The organism is Curtobacterium sp. MMLR14_002 (genome assembly GCF_001864975.1).
Lineage (GTDB): Bacteria > Actinomycetota > Actinomycetes > Actinomycetales > Microbacteriaceae > Curtobacterium > Curtobacterium flaccumfaciens.
This window is the reverse complement of the sequence record NZ_MJGT01000061.1, coordinates 73,502-88,568: the sequence shown is the minus strand read 5'-3', so window position 1 is coordinate 88,568 and position 15,067 is coordinate 73,502. Positions and strand designations below refer to the sequence as shown.

The following is a 15,067-nucleotide window of genomic DNA, read 5'->3' as shown; positions in this document are numbered from 1 at the left end:
GCGCGTCGGTCGCGACGGTGCCCGCCGCGACGCGGCGTATGCCGTGCCGGTCAGCGCCGACGTGGGTCGAGCGCGGCGCGCAGCGTGTCGCCGAGCGCGATGACGGCGAGCACGGTCACGGCGAGGAACGCCGCCGGGGCGATGAGCATGTGCGGGGCCCGGAGGAACTGCGACGTCGCCGCGGACAGCTGCAGCCCCCACGAGATCGCCGGACGCTCCAGCCCGATGCCGAGGTAGGTCAGCGACGACTCGGACACGATGACCCCGCCGACGGTGATGGTGGCGAGCACGAGCAGTGGCGAGATCGACGACGGCAACACGTACCGGGTGGTGATCCGCCACGTCGACAGCCCCATCGTCCGGGCGGCGAGCACGAACTCGGCGCCCCGGACGCTGCGGACGCTCGACCGCACGAGCCGGGCCATCGTCGGCCACCCGAACAGGGCGAGCACGAGCGACACGGTGAGCACCGACCGCTCCCCCACGCTGTTCAGCACGACGACGGCGCCGAGCAGGAACGGGAACCCGAGGAACACGTCGGTGAGCCGGGCGAGGACGGCGTCCACCCATCCGCCGACCATGCCCGCGACGGTCCCGACGACGACCGCGACCATGCCGGCGAGCAGGGTCGTGAGCACCGCGACGGCGATCGACGACCGGGTGCCCCAGACGACGTTCGCGTACACGTCGCAGCCCTGCAGGTCGAAGCCGAACGGGTGCCCGGCGGTCGCTGACGCCCCGCTCCGGCCGAGGTCGCACACCCGGGGGTCGCCGTGGCCGAACAGCCCGGCGAACAGCTGCGGGAACGCCGCGATGAGCAGGATCACCACGAGCACCGACGCGGGCACCCAGAACCCCGGCGTCCGTGCGGCGGCGAGCAGTGGCCGACGCCGGACCCCGACGACAGGGTCGACGGTGGCGCCGAGGGCTTCGGTGGTCATCGGGAGGCTCCTGTCCGGACGCGCGGGTCGAGGGCGGCGTGCAGCAGGTCGACGAGCACGCTCGTGACGAGGAACACCAGGATGAGGGCGGTCGAGATGCCGACGACGACGGCACCCTCGTGCGAGCGGATGCCCTGGAACAGCAGGTTCCCGACGCCCGGCAGGTTGAAGATGCCCTCGATGATGACGGTGCCGCCCATCAGGTACCCGAGGTCGGTCGCCAGGTAGGTGGCGGTGGGGATGAGCGAGTTCCGCAGGACGTGCACGCCGACGATCCGGCCCGGCGCGAGCCCCTTGGCGCGGGCCGTCCGGACGTAGTCGGCGTCGAGCGTCTCGATCATCGACGTCCGGGTGAGCCGGGACACCGCGGCCAGGCCGAACAGGGCGATCACGAACGCCGGCAGGACGTACGCGGTCGGCCACCCGGCGGCGACGCCCGCGACCGGGAACCAGTGCAGCCGCACCGAGAACACCAGCTGCAGGGCCACGCCGAGCACGAACACGGGGACCGCCCCGACGACGATCGTGCCGACGAGCACCGTCTTGTCGAGCACGGTGCCGCGCCTGAGCGCCGAGACGACGCCGAGCCCGATGCCGAGGACGATCTCGAGCGCCCAGGCGCTCAGCGCCAGCGTGATCGTCACGGGCCACCGCGAGGCCATCTGCTCGCCGACGGACTGCCCGTTGAAGTCGGTGCCGAAGTCACCACGGAACAGTCCGCCCAGGTACTGCACGTACTGCAGCCACAGCGGCTGGTCCAGGTGGTACTCCGCCCGCAGCGCCCGCACGACCGAGTCGGTGAGGGGGCGCTCGCCGCCGAGCGCCTTGATCGGGTCGCCGGGCAGCGCGAACGTCATCGCGTAGATGAGGAAGGTCACCCCGAGGAACACGATGACCAGGCCGCCGAGTCGGCGACCGACGGCGAGCGTCGGACGCATCACGCGCCTCCCGACACGGCCGCCGACACCGGACGGGAGGCGCGGGTCGGGTCCGTCACGTGCGCCGCGCAGGCGAGGATCGCCCCGTACTGCACGCCCACGAGCTTCCCCACCGGGATCGGCTGCGCACCCGTCGACGCGTCCGCCTGCCAGCGCGCGTAGCGCTCGGCCAGGCGGTCGCGGAGCCGCCGGAGCGGCGCGGACGCCGTACCGGCGGTCGTCTCCGCCTCGACGGCGCGCAGGAGCATGCCGCCGTAGCGCAGGCGGAAGCAGCGGACGAGGTCCTCGCAGCCGAAGCGCTCCGCGACGGTGGCCGTCCGGTCGACCGGTTCCCGCTCGGCACGGCGGCGGTCGGTGTCCGCCATCCCGACGAGCATCGGCACGAACGCACGGGAGGCCTCGACGAACGGGGACGGGATCGAGAGCATCGGCGACGCCTCGTCGAGGAACGCCTGCAGCTCCGCACCCGAGGCACCGAGCTCGTCCGCGCACCGGCGCAGCAGGTCGGCGTACGGCTCGTCGGTCGGGGTCTGGTCGTCGGCGTCGGGGTGGCTCCAGTACGGCAGCTCGGCCACCATGCAGAGGGCGCCGTGCCGCATCGCCCACGCCGCGCTCGATCCGCCGTGGATGTGCTCGCCGGGGTCGACGCCGAGTTCCTCGAGGTAGGCGTACGCCGTCTCGATGCCGTCCATCGCGAACACGGCCGGGGCGAGCTCCCGCAGGTACGGGGACTCCGGCTCCCCGGTGTCGAGCGGCAGCCCGAGTGCGGCCGGCACCGCGTGCAGGGTGTCGACGACGTCGGGCAGGTCCTCGGACAGGTAGTAGTAGACGCCGCCCATCTCACCGTTGTGCAGGCTCACGAGCAGGTCCGGCTCGGTGTCGTCGATGAGCCGCATGAACGCGAGCGTCTCGGGCAGCACCTGGTCGAAGTACACCGACTTGTAGCTGTTCGGGAACGTCCACTCGACCTGGCTGTCCGGGGCCGGCCGGTAGAAGTGCCGCGAGTAGAAGACCCGGTCGTGCGGGTCGTGGAACCACGCCTCGTTGAGCCGCATGCCGTCCGGGTCGATCGTCGGGACGATGTGCCAGGTGACGTCGAGCCCGGCCACCCGCTCGTCACCGAGGGCCGTCTCGGCGAGGTGCAGCGCCGTCCACGAACCGATCGGCTCGTTCGGGTGCACCCCGCCGACCACGACGGCCGCGTGCGACCCGGTGCCGATGCGGTAGCTGTGCAGGGGTTCGCCGAGGCGGCTCGTGCCGATCCGGGTGACCGTGACCCGGTCCGGGTGCGCCGCGGCGAGCGCGGCGAACCGGGCGTGCAGGTCGTCGACGAGCGGGAAGCCGTCGCGGTCGGGGACGTCGCGGACCAGGTCGAGGACGGTGTGCTGCTCCATGCCCCGCCCTACTTCACGGCGATCTGCGCGATCACGGGGCTACCCGCCACCGCCGGCAGCTTCGCGATCTTGTCGCTCGTGACGTAGGAGTACTTGTCGAAGAAGGTCGGGACGATCGGGAAGTCCTGCAGGACCGCCTGCTGCGCCTTCGTGTAGTACCCGTTCGCCTCGTCCTGGGACCCGGCGGAGTCGGCCTTCGCGAGCAGCGAGTCGACGTCGTCGGACTGGTAGTAGCCGGTGCACGGGGAGCAGCCGCCGGCCGTGGTGAACAGCGCACGGAGCGTGTTCTGCTGGCTGATGTACAGGGCGCCCCAGTGGCCGAAGTGCGGGCCGGCGACGGTCTTGTCCGTGAGCTCCGAGTAGTAGGACGCCCAGTCGGTGGTGGCCTTCGCCTCGGCGTCGACGCCCAGGTTCTGCCGGATCTGGTTGGCGTACGCCTCGTACAGGGAGTCGAGGCCGGTGCCGCCCGGGTAGACGAGCGTCATGGTGCCGTCGAACCCGCCGGCGCTGGCGAGGAGCTTCTTCGCCGCTGCCGGGTCGAACTCGCAGGCGTCGCCGCAGATGCCCTCCTCGGTGCCGGACATCGACGGTGGGGTCAGCGCGGTGGCCGGGTCGTACAGGCCGCCGTAGATCGCGTCGTTGACCTCGTCACGGTCGATCGACATCGAGATCGCGCGGCGCACGTCGGGGTCGGAGTACCGGTCGTCCCACAGCGGGAACCCGAGGTAGTCGATGCCGGGGGCGTCGAAGGAGTGCAGGCGGTCGCCGAAGTCGGCCTTCGCGCTCGTCATCTTGTCGGTCGGCAGGAACAGCACGTCGGCGTTGCCGGCCAGGACGTCGGTGTACGCGGTGTTCATGTCGGAGTAGCTGCGGAAGGTCACCTCGTCGGTGGCGGGCTTCGTGCCCTCGTAGTCCTTCCAGGCCGTGACGGTGAACTCCTGGTCCGCCTTCCACGCCTTCGTCATCTCGTACGGGCCGTTGCCGATCGGCTTCTTGTCGTACGCCTTCAGGTCGTCGTAGGCGGCCTCGGGCATCGGGTAGAACGCCGTCTGGGCCTGGCTGAGCTGCAGGGGGAACTGGCTGTCCGCGTGGGTGAGCGTGACCGTGAAGGTGTCCTTGCCGGTGACCTTGAGCCCCGACATCTCCTTGGTCTTCGGGGTGCCCTTCGCCGGGTTGAGGTCGGTGTACCCGACGATCCCGGCGAGCTGACCGCTGTTCTCCCACGCGTTCGGGCCGTAGGCGACGTGGTTCCAGGCCTTCACGTAGCTCTCCGGTGTGACGGCCTCGCCGTTCTGGAACGTCCAGCCGTCCCGCAGCGTGATCGTCCACGTGGTGGCGTCGTCGCTCTCGACGCTCTTCGCCGCCACGTACCGCAGGTCACCGTCGGCGTCGGTCTGGGTGAGCGGCGCGAAGACGCTCATCACCTGGTCGAAGGCCACGGTCTGCCGGCCCGGGGTCAGGTGGTCGGGTTCGCCGGTCGCGTAGACCAGGCTCGAGGGAGCTTCGTCGTCGGCCGCGCCGCCCGCCGAACAGCCGGTCGCCACCAGTGCCAAGGTTGCCGCCGCGGCCAGCGCGGCGATCGTCCTGCGTCGCATGATCTCTCCTCGATCGGGTGCGGCCGGATCCCTGCCCGGTCGTCGTGGTGGGAAAGCTAGGACGGTTCGAATCCCGACCACAAGACTTCTTTCAATGCGCTCTGAGAGTTTTACCGCGCAGAAACACTGACGAAACGACACCCGTCGCGCGACCGGGCCCGTTGTGCCACGCTCGGAACATGCGCCACACACCGCACTTCCTGATGACCGACGTCGACGAGGTCCGACGCCTCATCACCGGGAACCCGTGGGCGACGATCGTGTCCCACACCGCGGCCGGGCTGGTCGCCTCGCACTACCCGGTGCTGCTCGAGGCCCCCGGCCCCGACGACGACCCGGACGCCCTCGTCCTGGTCTCCCACGTCGGCCGCCCCGACGAGGTCGCGCACGAACTCGGACAGCACGAGGTGCTCGTCGTGTTCCAGGGTCCGCACGGCTACGTCTCCCCCGCCTGGTACCCGCCGGAGCAGTTCGTGCCCACCTGGAACCACGTCACCGCCCACGTCTGGGGCACCCCCGAGATCCTGTCCGACGACGAGAACTTCCGGGTGCTCGGCGAACTCGTCGACCACTTCGAGCGGGTCATGCCCTCGCCCGTGTCGTTGCAGATCGACGAGGAGACCGCCCGCCGGATCGCCAAGGGCACCGTGGGCATCCGGATCCGCGTCACCCGGTTCGACGCCCGCGCCAAGCTCTCGCAGAACAAGGCTCCCGAGGTGATCGACCGCATCGTCGCCGGGCTGCGGGGCGACGGCCCCTACGCGTCGCCGGCGCTCGCCGACGAGGTCGAGCGGGTCCGGCCGGTCCCGTCCCCGATGAACGGCCTGGAGGGACGGTGACGGACATCCTGCTCCGCACCGTCCGGCGGGTGGGCACCTCCGGGGCCCCTGCCGACGTCCGCGTCGTCGACGGGCTGGTCACCGAGATCGCGCCGACCGGCACGCTCGACCCCACGAGCGTCGACACCGACGTGGTCGAGGCCGCCGGCGCCTGGCTCGGCCCGGGGCTCCGCGACCACCACACGCACTTCGACCAGTGGGCACTCGTCCGCCGCCGTGTCGACGTCACCGGCTGCGGCTCCGCCGAGGCGACCGCCGACCTGCTCGCCGCCGTCGCGCGGGCGGGCGTGGCGGACCGCGTCCTGGTCGGACACGGCTACCGCGACGGGATGTGGCCGCGCCCTGCACGACGTGAGCTGCTCGACCGTGCCGCACCGGGCCTCCCGGTCGTCGTGATCAGCGCGGACCTGCACGCGGTGTGGTGCAACGCGCTCGCGCTCGCGCACTTCTCGGCTGCTGTCGGCCGACCGCTCGAGGCGGGCGATGACGGGGTCCTGCGCGAGCAGGACGCGTTCGACGTGACCGGTGCGCTGTCGCAGGTGCCGGACGACCTGCTCGACGCCTACGTTGCGGACGCTGCCGAGGCCGCGGCGGCCCGCGGGGTGACGGGCGTGGTCGACCTCGAGATGCGCTTCGGGCTCGACCGCTGGCGCCGCCGGATCCACGCCGGCACCGACGCGATCCGGGTCGCGTCCGGGGTGTACCCGGCCGAGCTCGACGAGGCCATCGCCCGGGGGCTGCGGACCGGCGACGTGGTCGACGGCACGCGGGGCCTGCTCACGATGGGGCCGTTTAAGGTGGTCACGGACGGGTCGCTCGGCACCCGAACCGCCGCCATGACCGACGGCTCCGGTGTGCTCGCCTGGCCGTTCGAGGAGCTCGTCGCGATCACCCGCCGTGCCGTCGACGCCGGACTCGTCCCCGCGATCCACGCGATCGGCGACCGGGCGAACACGCTGGCGCTCGACGTCTTCGAGACCGTCGGGGCCCGCGGCACCATCGAGCACGCGCAGTTGCTCGTCGACACCGACGTCGACCGGTTCGCCCGGCTCGGGGTCGCCGCGTCCGTGCAGCCCGAACACGCCATGGACGACCGGGACATCGCCGACCGGCACTGGGCCGGGCACACCGACCGGGCCTTCGCCTTCGCGTCGCTCGCCCGGGCCGGAGCGCGCCTGCTGCTCGGCTCGGACGCTCCGGTGGCGCCGCTCGACCCGTGGGTGTCGATGGCGGCGGCCGTCGGTCGGGACCGCGACGGGCGGGACCCGTGGCACCCGGCCGAACGGCTCTCGGCACTCATCGCGTGGCAGGGGTCGACCGACGGGCGCGTCGGGGTGTCCGTCGGCGACGTGGCGGACCTGGTGCTCGTCGAGTCCGACCCGCTGGCCGCGTCGTCGTCCGCCGCACTGCGCGGCATGCGCGTGCTGGGGACGGCCGTCGCCGGACGGTTCACGTACCGGGAGCTGTGACCGGGAGGTGTGAGCGGGCGGGTGCGCCTGTGCCCCGTGAGCTACTTCTGGTCCTTCGGGCACCAGTAGAGCTTCCGACCGGCCATGTCGGCCATCCGGATCTCGGTGCCGCACACCCGGCACGGCTCGCCCTGGCGGTGGTAGACCCAATGGCGGTCCTTGCGGGAGCGCAGGGCCTTCTTGTGGTCGGCCTCGGACAGGTCGTCCATCGTCATCATCAGGCCGTCGCGGACGCCGTCGTGCAACAGCTTCGACCAGTCGGACCAGAGCGCCTTGGCCTGCTTGACGGTGATCTTCTTGCCGGGCTTGTACGGGTCGATGCGCTGCCGGAACAGCAGCTCGGCGCGGTAGATGTTGCCGATGCCGGCCACGACGGACTGGTCCATGAGCAGCTGCCCGATCGCGACGTTCCGACGCCGGACGTTGTCGACGAAGGTCTTCTCGGCCTCGGGCCCGTCGTCGTTCATCGGGTCGGGGCCGAGCTTGTCGAGCGCGCGCTGCACCTCGGCCGGGGTCTCCACGACGCACGCGGTCGGGCCGCGCAGGTCGGCGACGGTGTCCTCGGTGAGGATCCGCACCCGGACCTGGCCGACGGGGTCCGGCGGGAAGGACTCGATCGGGTCCTCCGCCTTCTCCTGCTCGGCCATCCGGTAGCGGGCGAGCCGCGGGGCGCCGATCGAGCTGAGCGACTCTTCGCGGTCGTCGTCGTCGGACAGCGCCTCGGCGGTGGAGATCACGCCCGCGAAGTCCCACGCCCCGTACAGGCCGAGGTGGACGCGGAGGAACAGGTCGCCCTCGAACTCCAGGAACATCTGCTTCGCCACCGCACGCGCGGCGATCATGCGCTTGCCGTCGAGCTGCGCGGCCCCGGCGGCGAAGCGCCCCTGGGGGCTCGACACCTCGCAGCGCTTGCCGACGAAGTGCCGGGTGAACTGGTTGGCGATGCGGTGGACGGAGTGACCCTCGGGCATGACTACCGTTCTACCCGGTACCCCTGACGGGCCGGACTACGCGTCGATCTGGCGGCCGGCGATCAGCCCGGTGGTCTCGTACTCGGCCAGCTGGGCGATGCGGCGGGCGTGGCGCTCTTCGCCCGAGAACGGCTCGGCGATGAACAGGTCGACGAACCGGATCGCCTCGTCCTCGGTGTGCTGGCGCGCACCGATGGAGATGACGTTGGCGTCGTTGTGCTGACGGGCGAGCAGGGCGGTCGACTCGTTCCAGACGAGCGCGGCGCGGATGCCCTCGACCTTGTTGGCGGCGATCTGCTCACCGTTGCCGGAACCGCCGAAGACGACACCGAGCGCCTGGACGCCGGCGCGCTGGTCCTGCACCACGGCGTGCGCGGCGTTGATGCAGAACGAGGGGTAGTCGTCGAGCGCGTCGTACTCGGTCGGACCGTGGTCCACCACCTCGTGCCCGGCTTCGGTCAGGTGGGTTGCGAGGGTCTTGTTGAACTCGAGGCCGGCGTGGTCCGTTCCGAGGTGGATGCGCATGGAACCGATCATATTCCTGCGGCTCCCGGGCCCGGACCACCACGGACTACGGTGCGCGGACCACCACCACGAGGTACCGGGTGGGGTCCTCGCCCGGGTTGCGGTAGACGACGTCGGCGGGGTCGCCGAGCTCGATCCGGTCCCCCGCCGCCAGGCGCGTCGGCTCGCCGCCGACGACGACCTCGAGCACGCCGTCGACGACCCAGATGCAGTGCCGCAGGAACGCGTAGGCGGACGCCGGGTAGGCCACTTCGCGGCCGGCCGGGAGGCGCACCTCGGTGACGTCAGCGGGGAACGCCGCGCTCGAGACCGGACGGCGGCGGTACCCGGTGTCGGGATCGGTCCAGGAATCGGCGGTCGCGCCCCGTTGCACCCCGCGCGCCTCGTCGGGGTCCGTCACCCTGGGCACCTCGTGCTCCAGGGCATCGTCGAGGAGCTGCGAGATCGTCAGGCCGAAGGCACCGGACAGGCGACCGAGGATCGTCGCGGTGGGGCTCGAGACCCCGCGTTCGACCCGGTTGATCATCGCGCGGGAGACGCCGGACTCCTCGGCGAGCTCGGTGAGGCTCCACTTCCGCTCGGTGCGGAGTCGCTGGAGGCGTTCGCCGAGCGCCCGCTGCTCGGCGACCGAGGTGTCGTCGGCGCCGGTTGCGGGATCGGCGTGCGCGTCGTCTACGATGTGAGACATGACGACAGCATATGCGACGAACGGGGTCGTGATCCGCGACTGCACCCCCGACGACCTCGACGTCGTGCACGCCCTGCACGTCGACGCCGTCCTGCACTCCACGGCCATCTGGCAGGACACCCCGCACCCGCGTGCGTACTTCGACGGGTGGCTCGCCGAGCGGCAGGGCGGCGGGTACCCGGTGGTCGTGGCCGAGGTCGACGGCGTCGTGGCCGGCTACGCCACGTTCTCGCAGTGGCGGCAGCCGGACGGGTACCGGCACACCGTCGAGCACAGCGTCTACGTGGTCGAGGCGTTCCGCGGCCGGGGCATCGCGACGACCCTGATGGCCGAGCTGGTCGCGCGGGCCACCGCCGAGGGGCGGCACGTCATGATGGCCGGGATCTGCAGCACCAACACGGGGTCGATCGCCCTGCACCAACGCCTGGGGTTCACCACGGTCGCGGTCGTGCCAGAGGTCGGACGCAAGTTCGAGCGCTGGCTCGACCTGACGCTCATGCGCCTGCCGCTCGTCTGACGCGACGGGCGGGGCGGGCGCACCACGGGCCTCCCGGCCGCCCGTCGACGAACCGAACCTGGTTCCGGACACGGAACCACGCGATCCCGCGGTGCTGTGTCCGGAACCTGGTTCCGGAACGTCAGTCGGTGGTGTCGAAGATCGGGCCGACGGTGCGCGAGCGCTTGAGCTCGAAGAAGCCGGGGTACTTCGCGACGGCGACGACGCCGTCCCACAGGTCGAGCGCCTCCTGGCCCTTGGGCGCCGGGGAGATGACCGGTCCGAAGAACGCGGTGCCCTCGACGGCGATGACCGGCGTGCCGACGTCCTGTCCGACGCGGTCGATGCCGTCCTGGTGGCTGGCGCGCACGGCGGCGTCGACCTCGTCCGTCCAGGCGTACTCGAGCAGGTCGGCGTCGAGGCCGAGCTCGGCGAGCACGGCGGGGACGACCTGCTCCGGGTCGGACTCCTGGCGGTGGTGGATGTGCTCGCCGAGGGCGTCGTAGAGCGGCTTCACGATGTCCTGCCCGAGCCGGAGCCGCGCCGCCGTGACGATGCGCGGGTAGACCTGACCGGCGTGCAGGCGCTCCTTGTAGCTCTCCGGCACGTCCTGGTCCTCGTTGAGGACGAACAGGCTCATCACGTTCCAGGTCACGTCGAGGTCGCGGTGCTCGGCGACCTCACCCACCCAGCGGCTCGTCATCCAGGCCCAGGGGCAGTTCGGGTCGAACCAGAACTCCACGGCGGTGCGCGCGGTGGTGGGGTCGGTCGGGTTGTCCACAGTCGTCTCGGTCACGATCCGAGCGTACGCGGCGTCGCTAGGCTGGAACCCATCGTCCCGCCGGCGCACGACGCCGTCCGGGGCCCCGTACGCGGACACCGATCGTCCGCGTCCCCAGCGAAGATGGAGCGTTGCGTGCCCGGAGAGAACCTCACCCGAATCGAAGCCCAGGAGCGCGCGGCCGTCGTCGCCGTGCAGACGTACGACGTCGAGCTCGACCTGACCCGCGGCGCCGACAGCTTCGGCAGCACCACGCGGGTGCGCTTCACCGCCACCGCCGGCGCATCGACCTTCATCGACGCCATCACGAAGACCGTGCACTCGATCACGCTGAACGGCTCGGCGCTCGACGTCGCCGCGGTGAACGACGGCGTGCGCATCCAGCTCGACGACCTGCAGGAGCAGAACGAGCTCGTGGTCGTCAGCGACGCGCTGTACACGAACACCGGTGAAGGCCTGCACCGCTTCGTCGACCCGGTGGACGACGAGGTGTACCTGTACTCCCAGTTCGAGGTCCCGGACTCCCGCCGCATGTTCGCGGTGTTCGAGCAGCCCGACCTGAAGGCCGAGTTCTCCTTCACCGTGACGGCGCCGTCGCGGTGGCAGGTCGTCTCGAACTCCCCCACGTCGGAGCCGCACGTCGACGGCGACGTCGCGACCTGGGCCTTCCCGCCCACCGCGCGCATCTCGAGCTACATCACCGCGCTCGTCGCCGGCCCGTACGAGGTCGTGCGCGACGAGCTGACCAGCCGCGACGGCCGGACGATCCCGCTCGGCGTGTTCGCGCGCAAGTCGCTCGCCTCGTACCTCGACCCCGAGTACGTGTTCGACATCACGAAGAAGGGCTTCGCGTACTTCGAGGAGAAGTTCGACGTCGCCTACCCCTTCGACAAGTACGACCAGCTGTTCGTGCCGGAGTTCAACGCCGGTGCGATGGAGAACGCCGGCGCGGTCACCTTCACCGAGACCTACGTGTTCCGGTCGAAGGTCACCGACGCCATCAAGGAACGCCGGGTCGTCACGATCCTGCACGAGCTCGCCCACATGTGGTTCGGCGACCTGGTGACCATGAAGTGGTGGAACGACCTGTGGCTCAACGAGTCCTTCGCCGAGTGGGCCTCCACGATCGCCACGGCCGAGGCCACCGAGTGGACCGAGGCCTGGACCACGTTCCAGGCCATGGAGAAGTCCTGGGCCTACCGCCAGGACCAGCTCCCCTCGACGCACCCGATCGTCGCGACGATCAACGACCTCGAGGACGTCCAGGTCAACTTCGACGGCATCACCTACGCGAAGGGCGGCTCGGTCCTCAAGCAGCTCGTCGCCTGGGTCGGCATCGACGCGTTCTTCGCCGGTGTCTCCGCGTACTTCAAGAAGCACCACCACTCGAACACCGAGCTCCGCGACCTGCTCGTCGAGCTCGAGGCGACGAGCGGCCGTGAGCTGACCGAGTGGTCGAAGCTCTGGCTCGAGACCGCGGGCGTGAACACCCTGCGTCCCGAGATCGAGACCGCCGAGTCCGGCGTCATCACGTCGTTCACCGTCCTGCAGGAAGCCCCCGCCGACTACCCGACGCTGCGCCCGCACCGTCTGGCGATCGGCGTGTACGCCTTCCGGAACGACGAGTCCGCGCCGTTCGGCGCCGACACGGCCTCGGCCGGCGGCAAGCTCGAGCGGGTCCACCGCGTCGAGATCGACGTCGACGGAGCCCGCACCGAGGTGCCCGAGCTCGTCGGCGTCCAGCGCGGCGACCTCGTGCTGCTGAACGACGACGACCTGGCCTACGCCAAGATCCGTCTCGACGAGCACTCCCGGCGCACCGCGATCGAGCACCTCGCGTCGATCGCGAACCCGCTCGCCCGCTCGATCGTCTGGGGTTCTGTGTGGGACGCCACGCGCGACGCCGAGTCCCCGGCCAGCGACTACGTCCGCCTCGTGCTGGGCAACATCGCGACCGAGACCGAGTCGACGACCATCCGCACGACGCTCTCGCAGCTGCTGCTCACCGCACGCAACTACGTGGCACCGGGCTCGGTCGAGGCCACGGTCCGCACCGTCGGCGACACGCTCTGGCAGCTCGCGTCCTCGGCTGAGGCCGGCTCGGACGCGCAGTTCCAGTTCGTGAAGTTCTTCGCGCAGGTCCCGTCCACGCCCGAGCACGTCGCGACCCTGCAGGGCCTCCGCGACGGATCGGTCACCCTGCAGGGCCTCGAGATCGACACCGACCTGCGCTGGGAGCTGCTCGAGGGCCTCGTGCTCGCGGGTGCTGCGGACAACGCCGAGATCGACGCCGAGCTCGCCGCGGACAAGACCGCGTCGGGCGAGCAGGCTGCTGCCCGCGCCCGGGCGACGATCCCCACGGCCGAGGGCAAGCTGGCGGCGTTCTCGTCGCTGGTCGACTCGTCCGAGCTGCCGAACGCCATCGTGCGCCAGACCACGGTCGGGTTCCAGCACGTGAACAGCCCGGTGCTGCTCGAGGGCCTCGTGCCGAAGTACTTCGAGGTGCTCACGCGCATCTGGGCCGAGCGCAGCTACCACATGGCCGACACCATCGTCTCGGGCCTCTACCCGGCGCCGCTCGCGTCGGCCGAGCTCCGTGACGCCGCCGCCGCGTGGCTCGAGGAGCACCCGGAGACGCCGGCGCTGCGCCGCATCGTGTCCGAGAGCCTCGCGGGCACCGAGCGCGCACTCCGGGTCCAGGCCGCCGACGCCTGACCCCTGCGCTGATCCGGCGGGGTCTTGGTGTTCCTCCAGGGATGCCGAGGCCCCGCCGCTTAGCATCGACCGGATATGAACTTGGCTGCAACGACCGAAGACACGTCCAAACTGGTCTCGAACGCGTTCACGGACTTCGTCGACACCTGGCAGGCACCGATCACGATCGTCATCACGATCATCGCCGCGATCATCCTCCGGCTGATCCTGCGCCGGATGATCAAGCAGGTCGTCGACCGGATCGTGAACGGCGTCAAGAAGCGCCAGGGCGCCGCTGACACGCAGGCCCTCATCGCGTCGCCCGTGCAGACCGCTCGGGTCGTCCAGCGCACCCGGACGCTCGGCAGCGTCCTCGAGAACCTCGCCACCGTCGTCGTGGTCGCGATCGCACTCGTCATCATCGCCACTGCTGTGTGGAAGGGCGCCGCGGTCGGCATCGTCGGCGGTGCATCGCTCGTCGCAGCCGGCCTCGCCGTCGGCGCCCAGTCCATCGTGAAGGACCTGCTGTCCGGCATCTTCATGATCCTCGAGGACCAGGCCGGCGTCGGTGACGTCGTCGACACCGGTCAGGCCACCGGCGTCGTCGAGAACGTCGGGCTGCGCGTCATGCAGATCCGCGACGTGAACGGCATCCTGTGGTTCGTGCCGAACGGCCAGATCCTGCGCGTCGGCAACCTGTCGCAGGGCTGGTCGCGCGTGCTCGTCGACATCACCGTCCCCTACGACACCGACATCGACGCCGTGCAGGACGCCCTGCTCAAGGCCGCCGTCACGATGTCGCAGGAGTCCCGCTGGCGGCAGCGGATCGTCGAGAAGCCCGAGATCTGGGGGCTGCAGTCGATCACCGACGCCGGCATGGTCTTCCGCCTCGTCGTGAAGACCCGCGCGTCCGAGCTCGACGTCGTCGGCCGGGAGCTCCGCACCCGCCTGAAGCACGCCGTCGACGACCTCGGCATCACCCTGCCCGCGATGGCGATGATCATGCCCGAGGGCTGGGAGAACGCCACCTCGATCAACGGCCTGCGCACCGTCCGGACCCAGCCGACGCCGGCACCCACGAAGCCCCGGCGCACCAAGCGCAACATCCTCGGGCAGCCGATCCGCACCGACGACCCCGACAGCGGGAAGGACCCCCGATGACCGACCCCACACCCCCGAGCGGCACGGGCGCGCCCGGAGCACGCGGCTCGCTCGGCATGCCCGGTGCCCCAGGGGTGCCAGGCTCGGTCGGCGTCCCGGCGCAGCCGATCACCCTGCGCGTCGGGGAGCACGGCGCCTCGGCCACCGGGTCGCTGTACGAGCGGATCGGCGGCGCCCCGACCTTCGACCGGCTCGTCCGGCGCTTCTACGAGGGCGTGCAGCAGGACGAGGTCATCTGGCCGATGTACCCGGCCGACGACCTCGAGGGTGCGATCTGGCGCCTCTCCGCCTTCCTGCAGCAGTACTGGGGCGGCCCGGGCACCTACAGCGAGCAGCGCGGCCACCCTCGCCTGCGGATGCGGCACAACCCGTTCCGCATCACGTCCGAGGCGCGGGAACGCTGGCTCCACCACATGCACGAGGCGGTCGAGTCGCTCGAGCTCGCACCCCTCGACGAAGCCGAGCTCTGGGGCTACCTCGACCGCGCTGCCCACGCGATGACGAACACCTTCGACTGACGCGCGCGGCACACGCCGTCGTGTCGTCGAGACGCCGCCGAATCCGGCGGCGTCTCG

At 71.0% G+C, this 15,067-nt stretch carries 14 protein-coding genes; 6 read left to right on the top strand and 8 right to left on the bottom strand.

Annotation, left to right across the window (positions count from 1 at the left end; genetic code table 11):
* Positions 1-50 precede the first annotated feature (50 nt).
* Genes BIU91_RS11325 through BIU91_RS11310 form a run of 4 tightly spaced genes read right to left on the bottom strand, consistent with a single transcriptional unit; the run spans position 51 to position 4,868 of the window.
* Positions 51-941 carry an ABC transporter permease gene (locus BIU91_RS11325; protein WP_071405529.1) on the bottom strand — a complete coding sequence of 297 codons (891 nt, stop codon included), beginning with the start codon at positions 939-941 and terminating at the stop codon, positions 51-53.
* On the bottom strand, positions 938-1,879 hold the full coding sequence (locus BIU91_RS11320; RefSeq protein WP_071405528.1) for an ABC transporter permease: 942 nt from the start codon (positions 1,877-1,879) through the stop codon (positions 938-940). Before BIU91_RS11320 ends, BIU91_RS11325 begins: the two co-directional genes overlap by 4 nt.
* Entirely contained in the window at positions 1,879-3,273 is a 1,395-nt protein-coding gene (locus tag BIU91_RS11315) for a M14 family zinc carboxypeptidase (RefSeq protein ID WP_071405527.1), read from the bottom strand. Before BIU91_RS11315 ends, BIU91_RS11320 begins: the two co-directional genes overlap by 1 nt.
* Positions 3,274-3,281: 8 nt before the next feature.
* Positions 3,282-4,868 (bottom strand): ABC transporter substrate-binding protein, encoded by a 1,587-nt coding sequence (locus BIU91_RS11310; protein ID WP_071405526.1) that lies wholly within the window; start codon positions 4,866-4,868, stop codon positions 3,282-3,284.
* 179 nt (positions 4,869-5,047) lie between these two features.
* Between BIU91_RS11310 and BIU91_RS11305 the strand changes: the two genes are divergently transcribed.
* Both BIU91_RS11305 and BIU91_RS11300 read left to right on the top strand, forming a co-directional pair.
* Positions 5,048-5,707, top strand: coding sequence for an FMN-binding negative transcriptional regulator (locus BIU91_RS11305; RefSeq protein ID WP_071405525.1), 660 nt, complete (start codon positions 5,048-5,050; stop codon positions 5,705-5,707).
* Positions 5,704-7,176 (top strand): amidohydrolase family protein, encoded by a 1,473-nt coding sequence (locus BIU91_RS11300; protein WP_071405524.1) that lies wholly within the window; start codon positions 5,704-5,706, stop codon positions 7,174-7,176. Before BIU91_RS11305 ends, BIU91_RS11300 begins: the two co-directional genes overlap by 4 nt.
* 41 nt (positions 7,177-7,217) lie before the next feature.
* Here BIU91_RS11300 and BIU91_RS11295 read toward each other — a convergent pair whose 3' ends face one another.
* The 3 genes from BIU91_RS11295 to BIU91_RS11285 are packed head-to-tail and all read right to left on the bottom strand — an operon-like array spanning position 7,218 to position 9,360.
* Positions 7,218-8,147 carry a DNA-formamidopyrimidine glycosylase family protein gene (locus tag BIU91_RS11295; protein ID WP_071405523.1) on the bottom strand — a complete coding sequence of 310 codons (930 nt, stop codon included), beginning with the start codon at positions 8,145-8,147 and terminating at the stop codon, positions 7,218-7,220.
* 36 nt (positions 8,148-8,183) lie between these two features.
* Positions 8,184-8,672: a ribose-5-phosphate isomerase gene (locus BIU91_RS11290; protein WP_027464669.1), complete on the bottom strand. Its 489-nt coding sequence runs from the start codon at positions 8,670-8,672 to the stop codon at positions 8,184-8,186.
* Positions 8,673-8,718: 46 nt separating this feature from the next.
* Positions 8,719-9,360, bottom strand: a complete 642-nt coding sequence (locus BIU91_RS11285; protein WP_084741142.1) for a helix-turn-helix transcriptional regulator — start codon at positions 9,358-9,360, stop codon at positions 8,719-8,721.
* Here BIU91_RS11285 and BIU91_RS11280 point away from each other — a divergent pair.
* Positions 9,359-9,877, top strand: coding sequence for a GNAT family N-acetyltransferase (locus BIU91_RS11280; RefSeq protein WP_071405522.1), 519 nt, complete (start codon positions 9,359-9,361; stop codon positions 9,875-9,877). The two genes, BIU91_RS11285 and BIU91_RS11280, sit on opposite strands and share 2 nt — an antisense overlap.
* Positions 9,878-9,998: 121 nt before the next feature.
* On the opposite strand, the gene BIU91_RS11275 is transcribed toward BIU91_RS11280, so the two are convergent.
* Complete coding sequence (locus tag BIU91_RS11275) at positions 9,999-10,559, bottom strand: disulfide bond formation protein DsbA (protein WP_245164596.1); 561 nt, start codon at positions 10,557-10,559, stop codon at positions 9,999-10,001.
* 213 nt (positions 10,560-10,772) lie between these two features.
* Between BIU91_RS11275 and pepN the strand changes: the two genes are divergently transcribed.
* The 3 genes from pepN (at position 10,773) to BIU91_RS11260 (ending at position 15,010) form a co-directional block, all read left to right on the top strand.
* The gene (gene pepN / locus BIU91_RS11270; protein ID WP_071405521.1) at positions 10,773-13,352 is read left to right on the top strand and encodes an aminopeptidase N; all 2,580 of its coding nucleotides are present in this window, start codon (positions 10,773-10,775) and stop codon (positions 13,350-13,352) included.
* Positions 13,353-13,427: 75 nt separating this feature from the next.
* On the top strand, positions 13,428-14,492 hold the full coding sequence (locus BIU91_RS11265) for a mechanosensitive ion channel domain-containing protein (protein WP_071405520.1): 1,065 nt from the start codon (positions 13,428-13,430) through the stop codon (positions 14,490-14,492).
* 56 nt (positions 14,493-14,548) lie between these two features.
* Complete coding sequence (locus BIU91_RS11260) at positions 14,549-15,010, top strand: globin (RefSeq protein ID WP_253183751.1); 462 nt, start codon at positions 14,549-14,551, stop codon at positions 15,008-15,010.
* The last annotated feature ends 57 nt before the right edge of the window (positions 15,011-15,067 follow it).

Bases quoted from the DNA above. Each gene is read 5' to 3' on its own strand.
- BIU91_RS11325 (WP_071405529.1), bottom strand. From the start codon at position 941: ATGACCACCGAAGCCCTCGGCGCCACCGTCGACCCTGTCGTCGGGGTC.
- BIU91_RS11275 (WP_245164596.1), bottom strand. From the start codon at position 10,559: ATGACGAGCCGCTGGGTGGGTGAGGTCGCCGAGCACCGCGACCTCGAC.
- BIU91_RS11285 (WP_084741142.1), bottom strand. From the start codon at position 9,360: ATGTCTCACATCGTAGACGACGCGCACGCCGATCCCGCAACCGGCGCC.
- BIU91_RS11295 (WP_071405523.1), bottom strand. From the start codon at position 8,147: ATGCCCGAGGGTCACTCCGTCCACCGCATCGCCAACCAGTTCACCCGG.
- BIU91_RS11290 (WP_027464669.1), bottom strand. From the start codon at position 8,672: ATGCGCATCCACCTCGGAACGGACCACGCCGGCCTCGAGTTCAACAAG.
- BIU91_RS11280 (WP_071405522.1), top strand. From the start codon at position 9,359: ATGACGACAGCATATGCGACGAACGGGGTCGTGATCCGCGACTGCACC.
- BIU91_RS11315 (WP_071405527.1), bottom strand. From the start codon at position 3,273: ATGGAGCAGCACACCGTCCTCGACCTGGTCCGCGACGTCCCCGACCGC.
- BIU91_RS11310 (WP_071405526.1), bottom strand. From the start codon at position 4,868: ATGCGACGCAGGACGATCGCCGCGCTGGCCGCGGCGGCAACCTTGGCA.
- BIU91_RS11305 (WP_071405525.1), top strand. From the start codon at position 5,048: ATGCGCCACACACCGCACTTCCTGATGACCGACGTCGACGAGGTCCGA.
- BIU91_RS11265 (WP_071405520.1), top strand. From the start codon at position 13,428: ATGAACTTGGCTGCAACGACCGAAGACACGTCCAAACTGGTCTCGAAC.
- BIU91_RS11260 (WP_253183751.1), top strand. From the start codon at position 14,549: ATGCCCGGTGCCCCAGGGGTGCCAGGCTCGGTCGGCGTCCCGGCGCAG.
- BIU91_RS11320 (WP_071405528.1), bottom strand. From the start codon at position 1,879: ATGCGTCCGACGCTCGCCGTCGGTCGCCGACTCGGCGGCCTGGTCATC.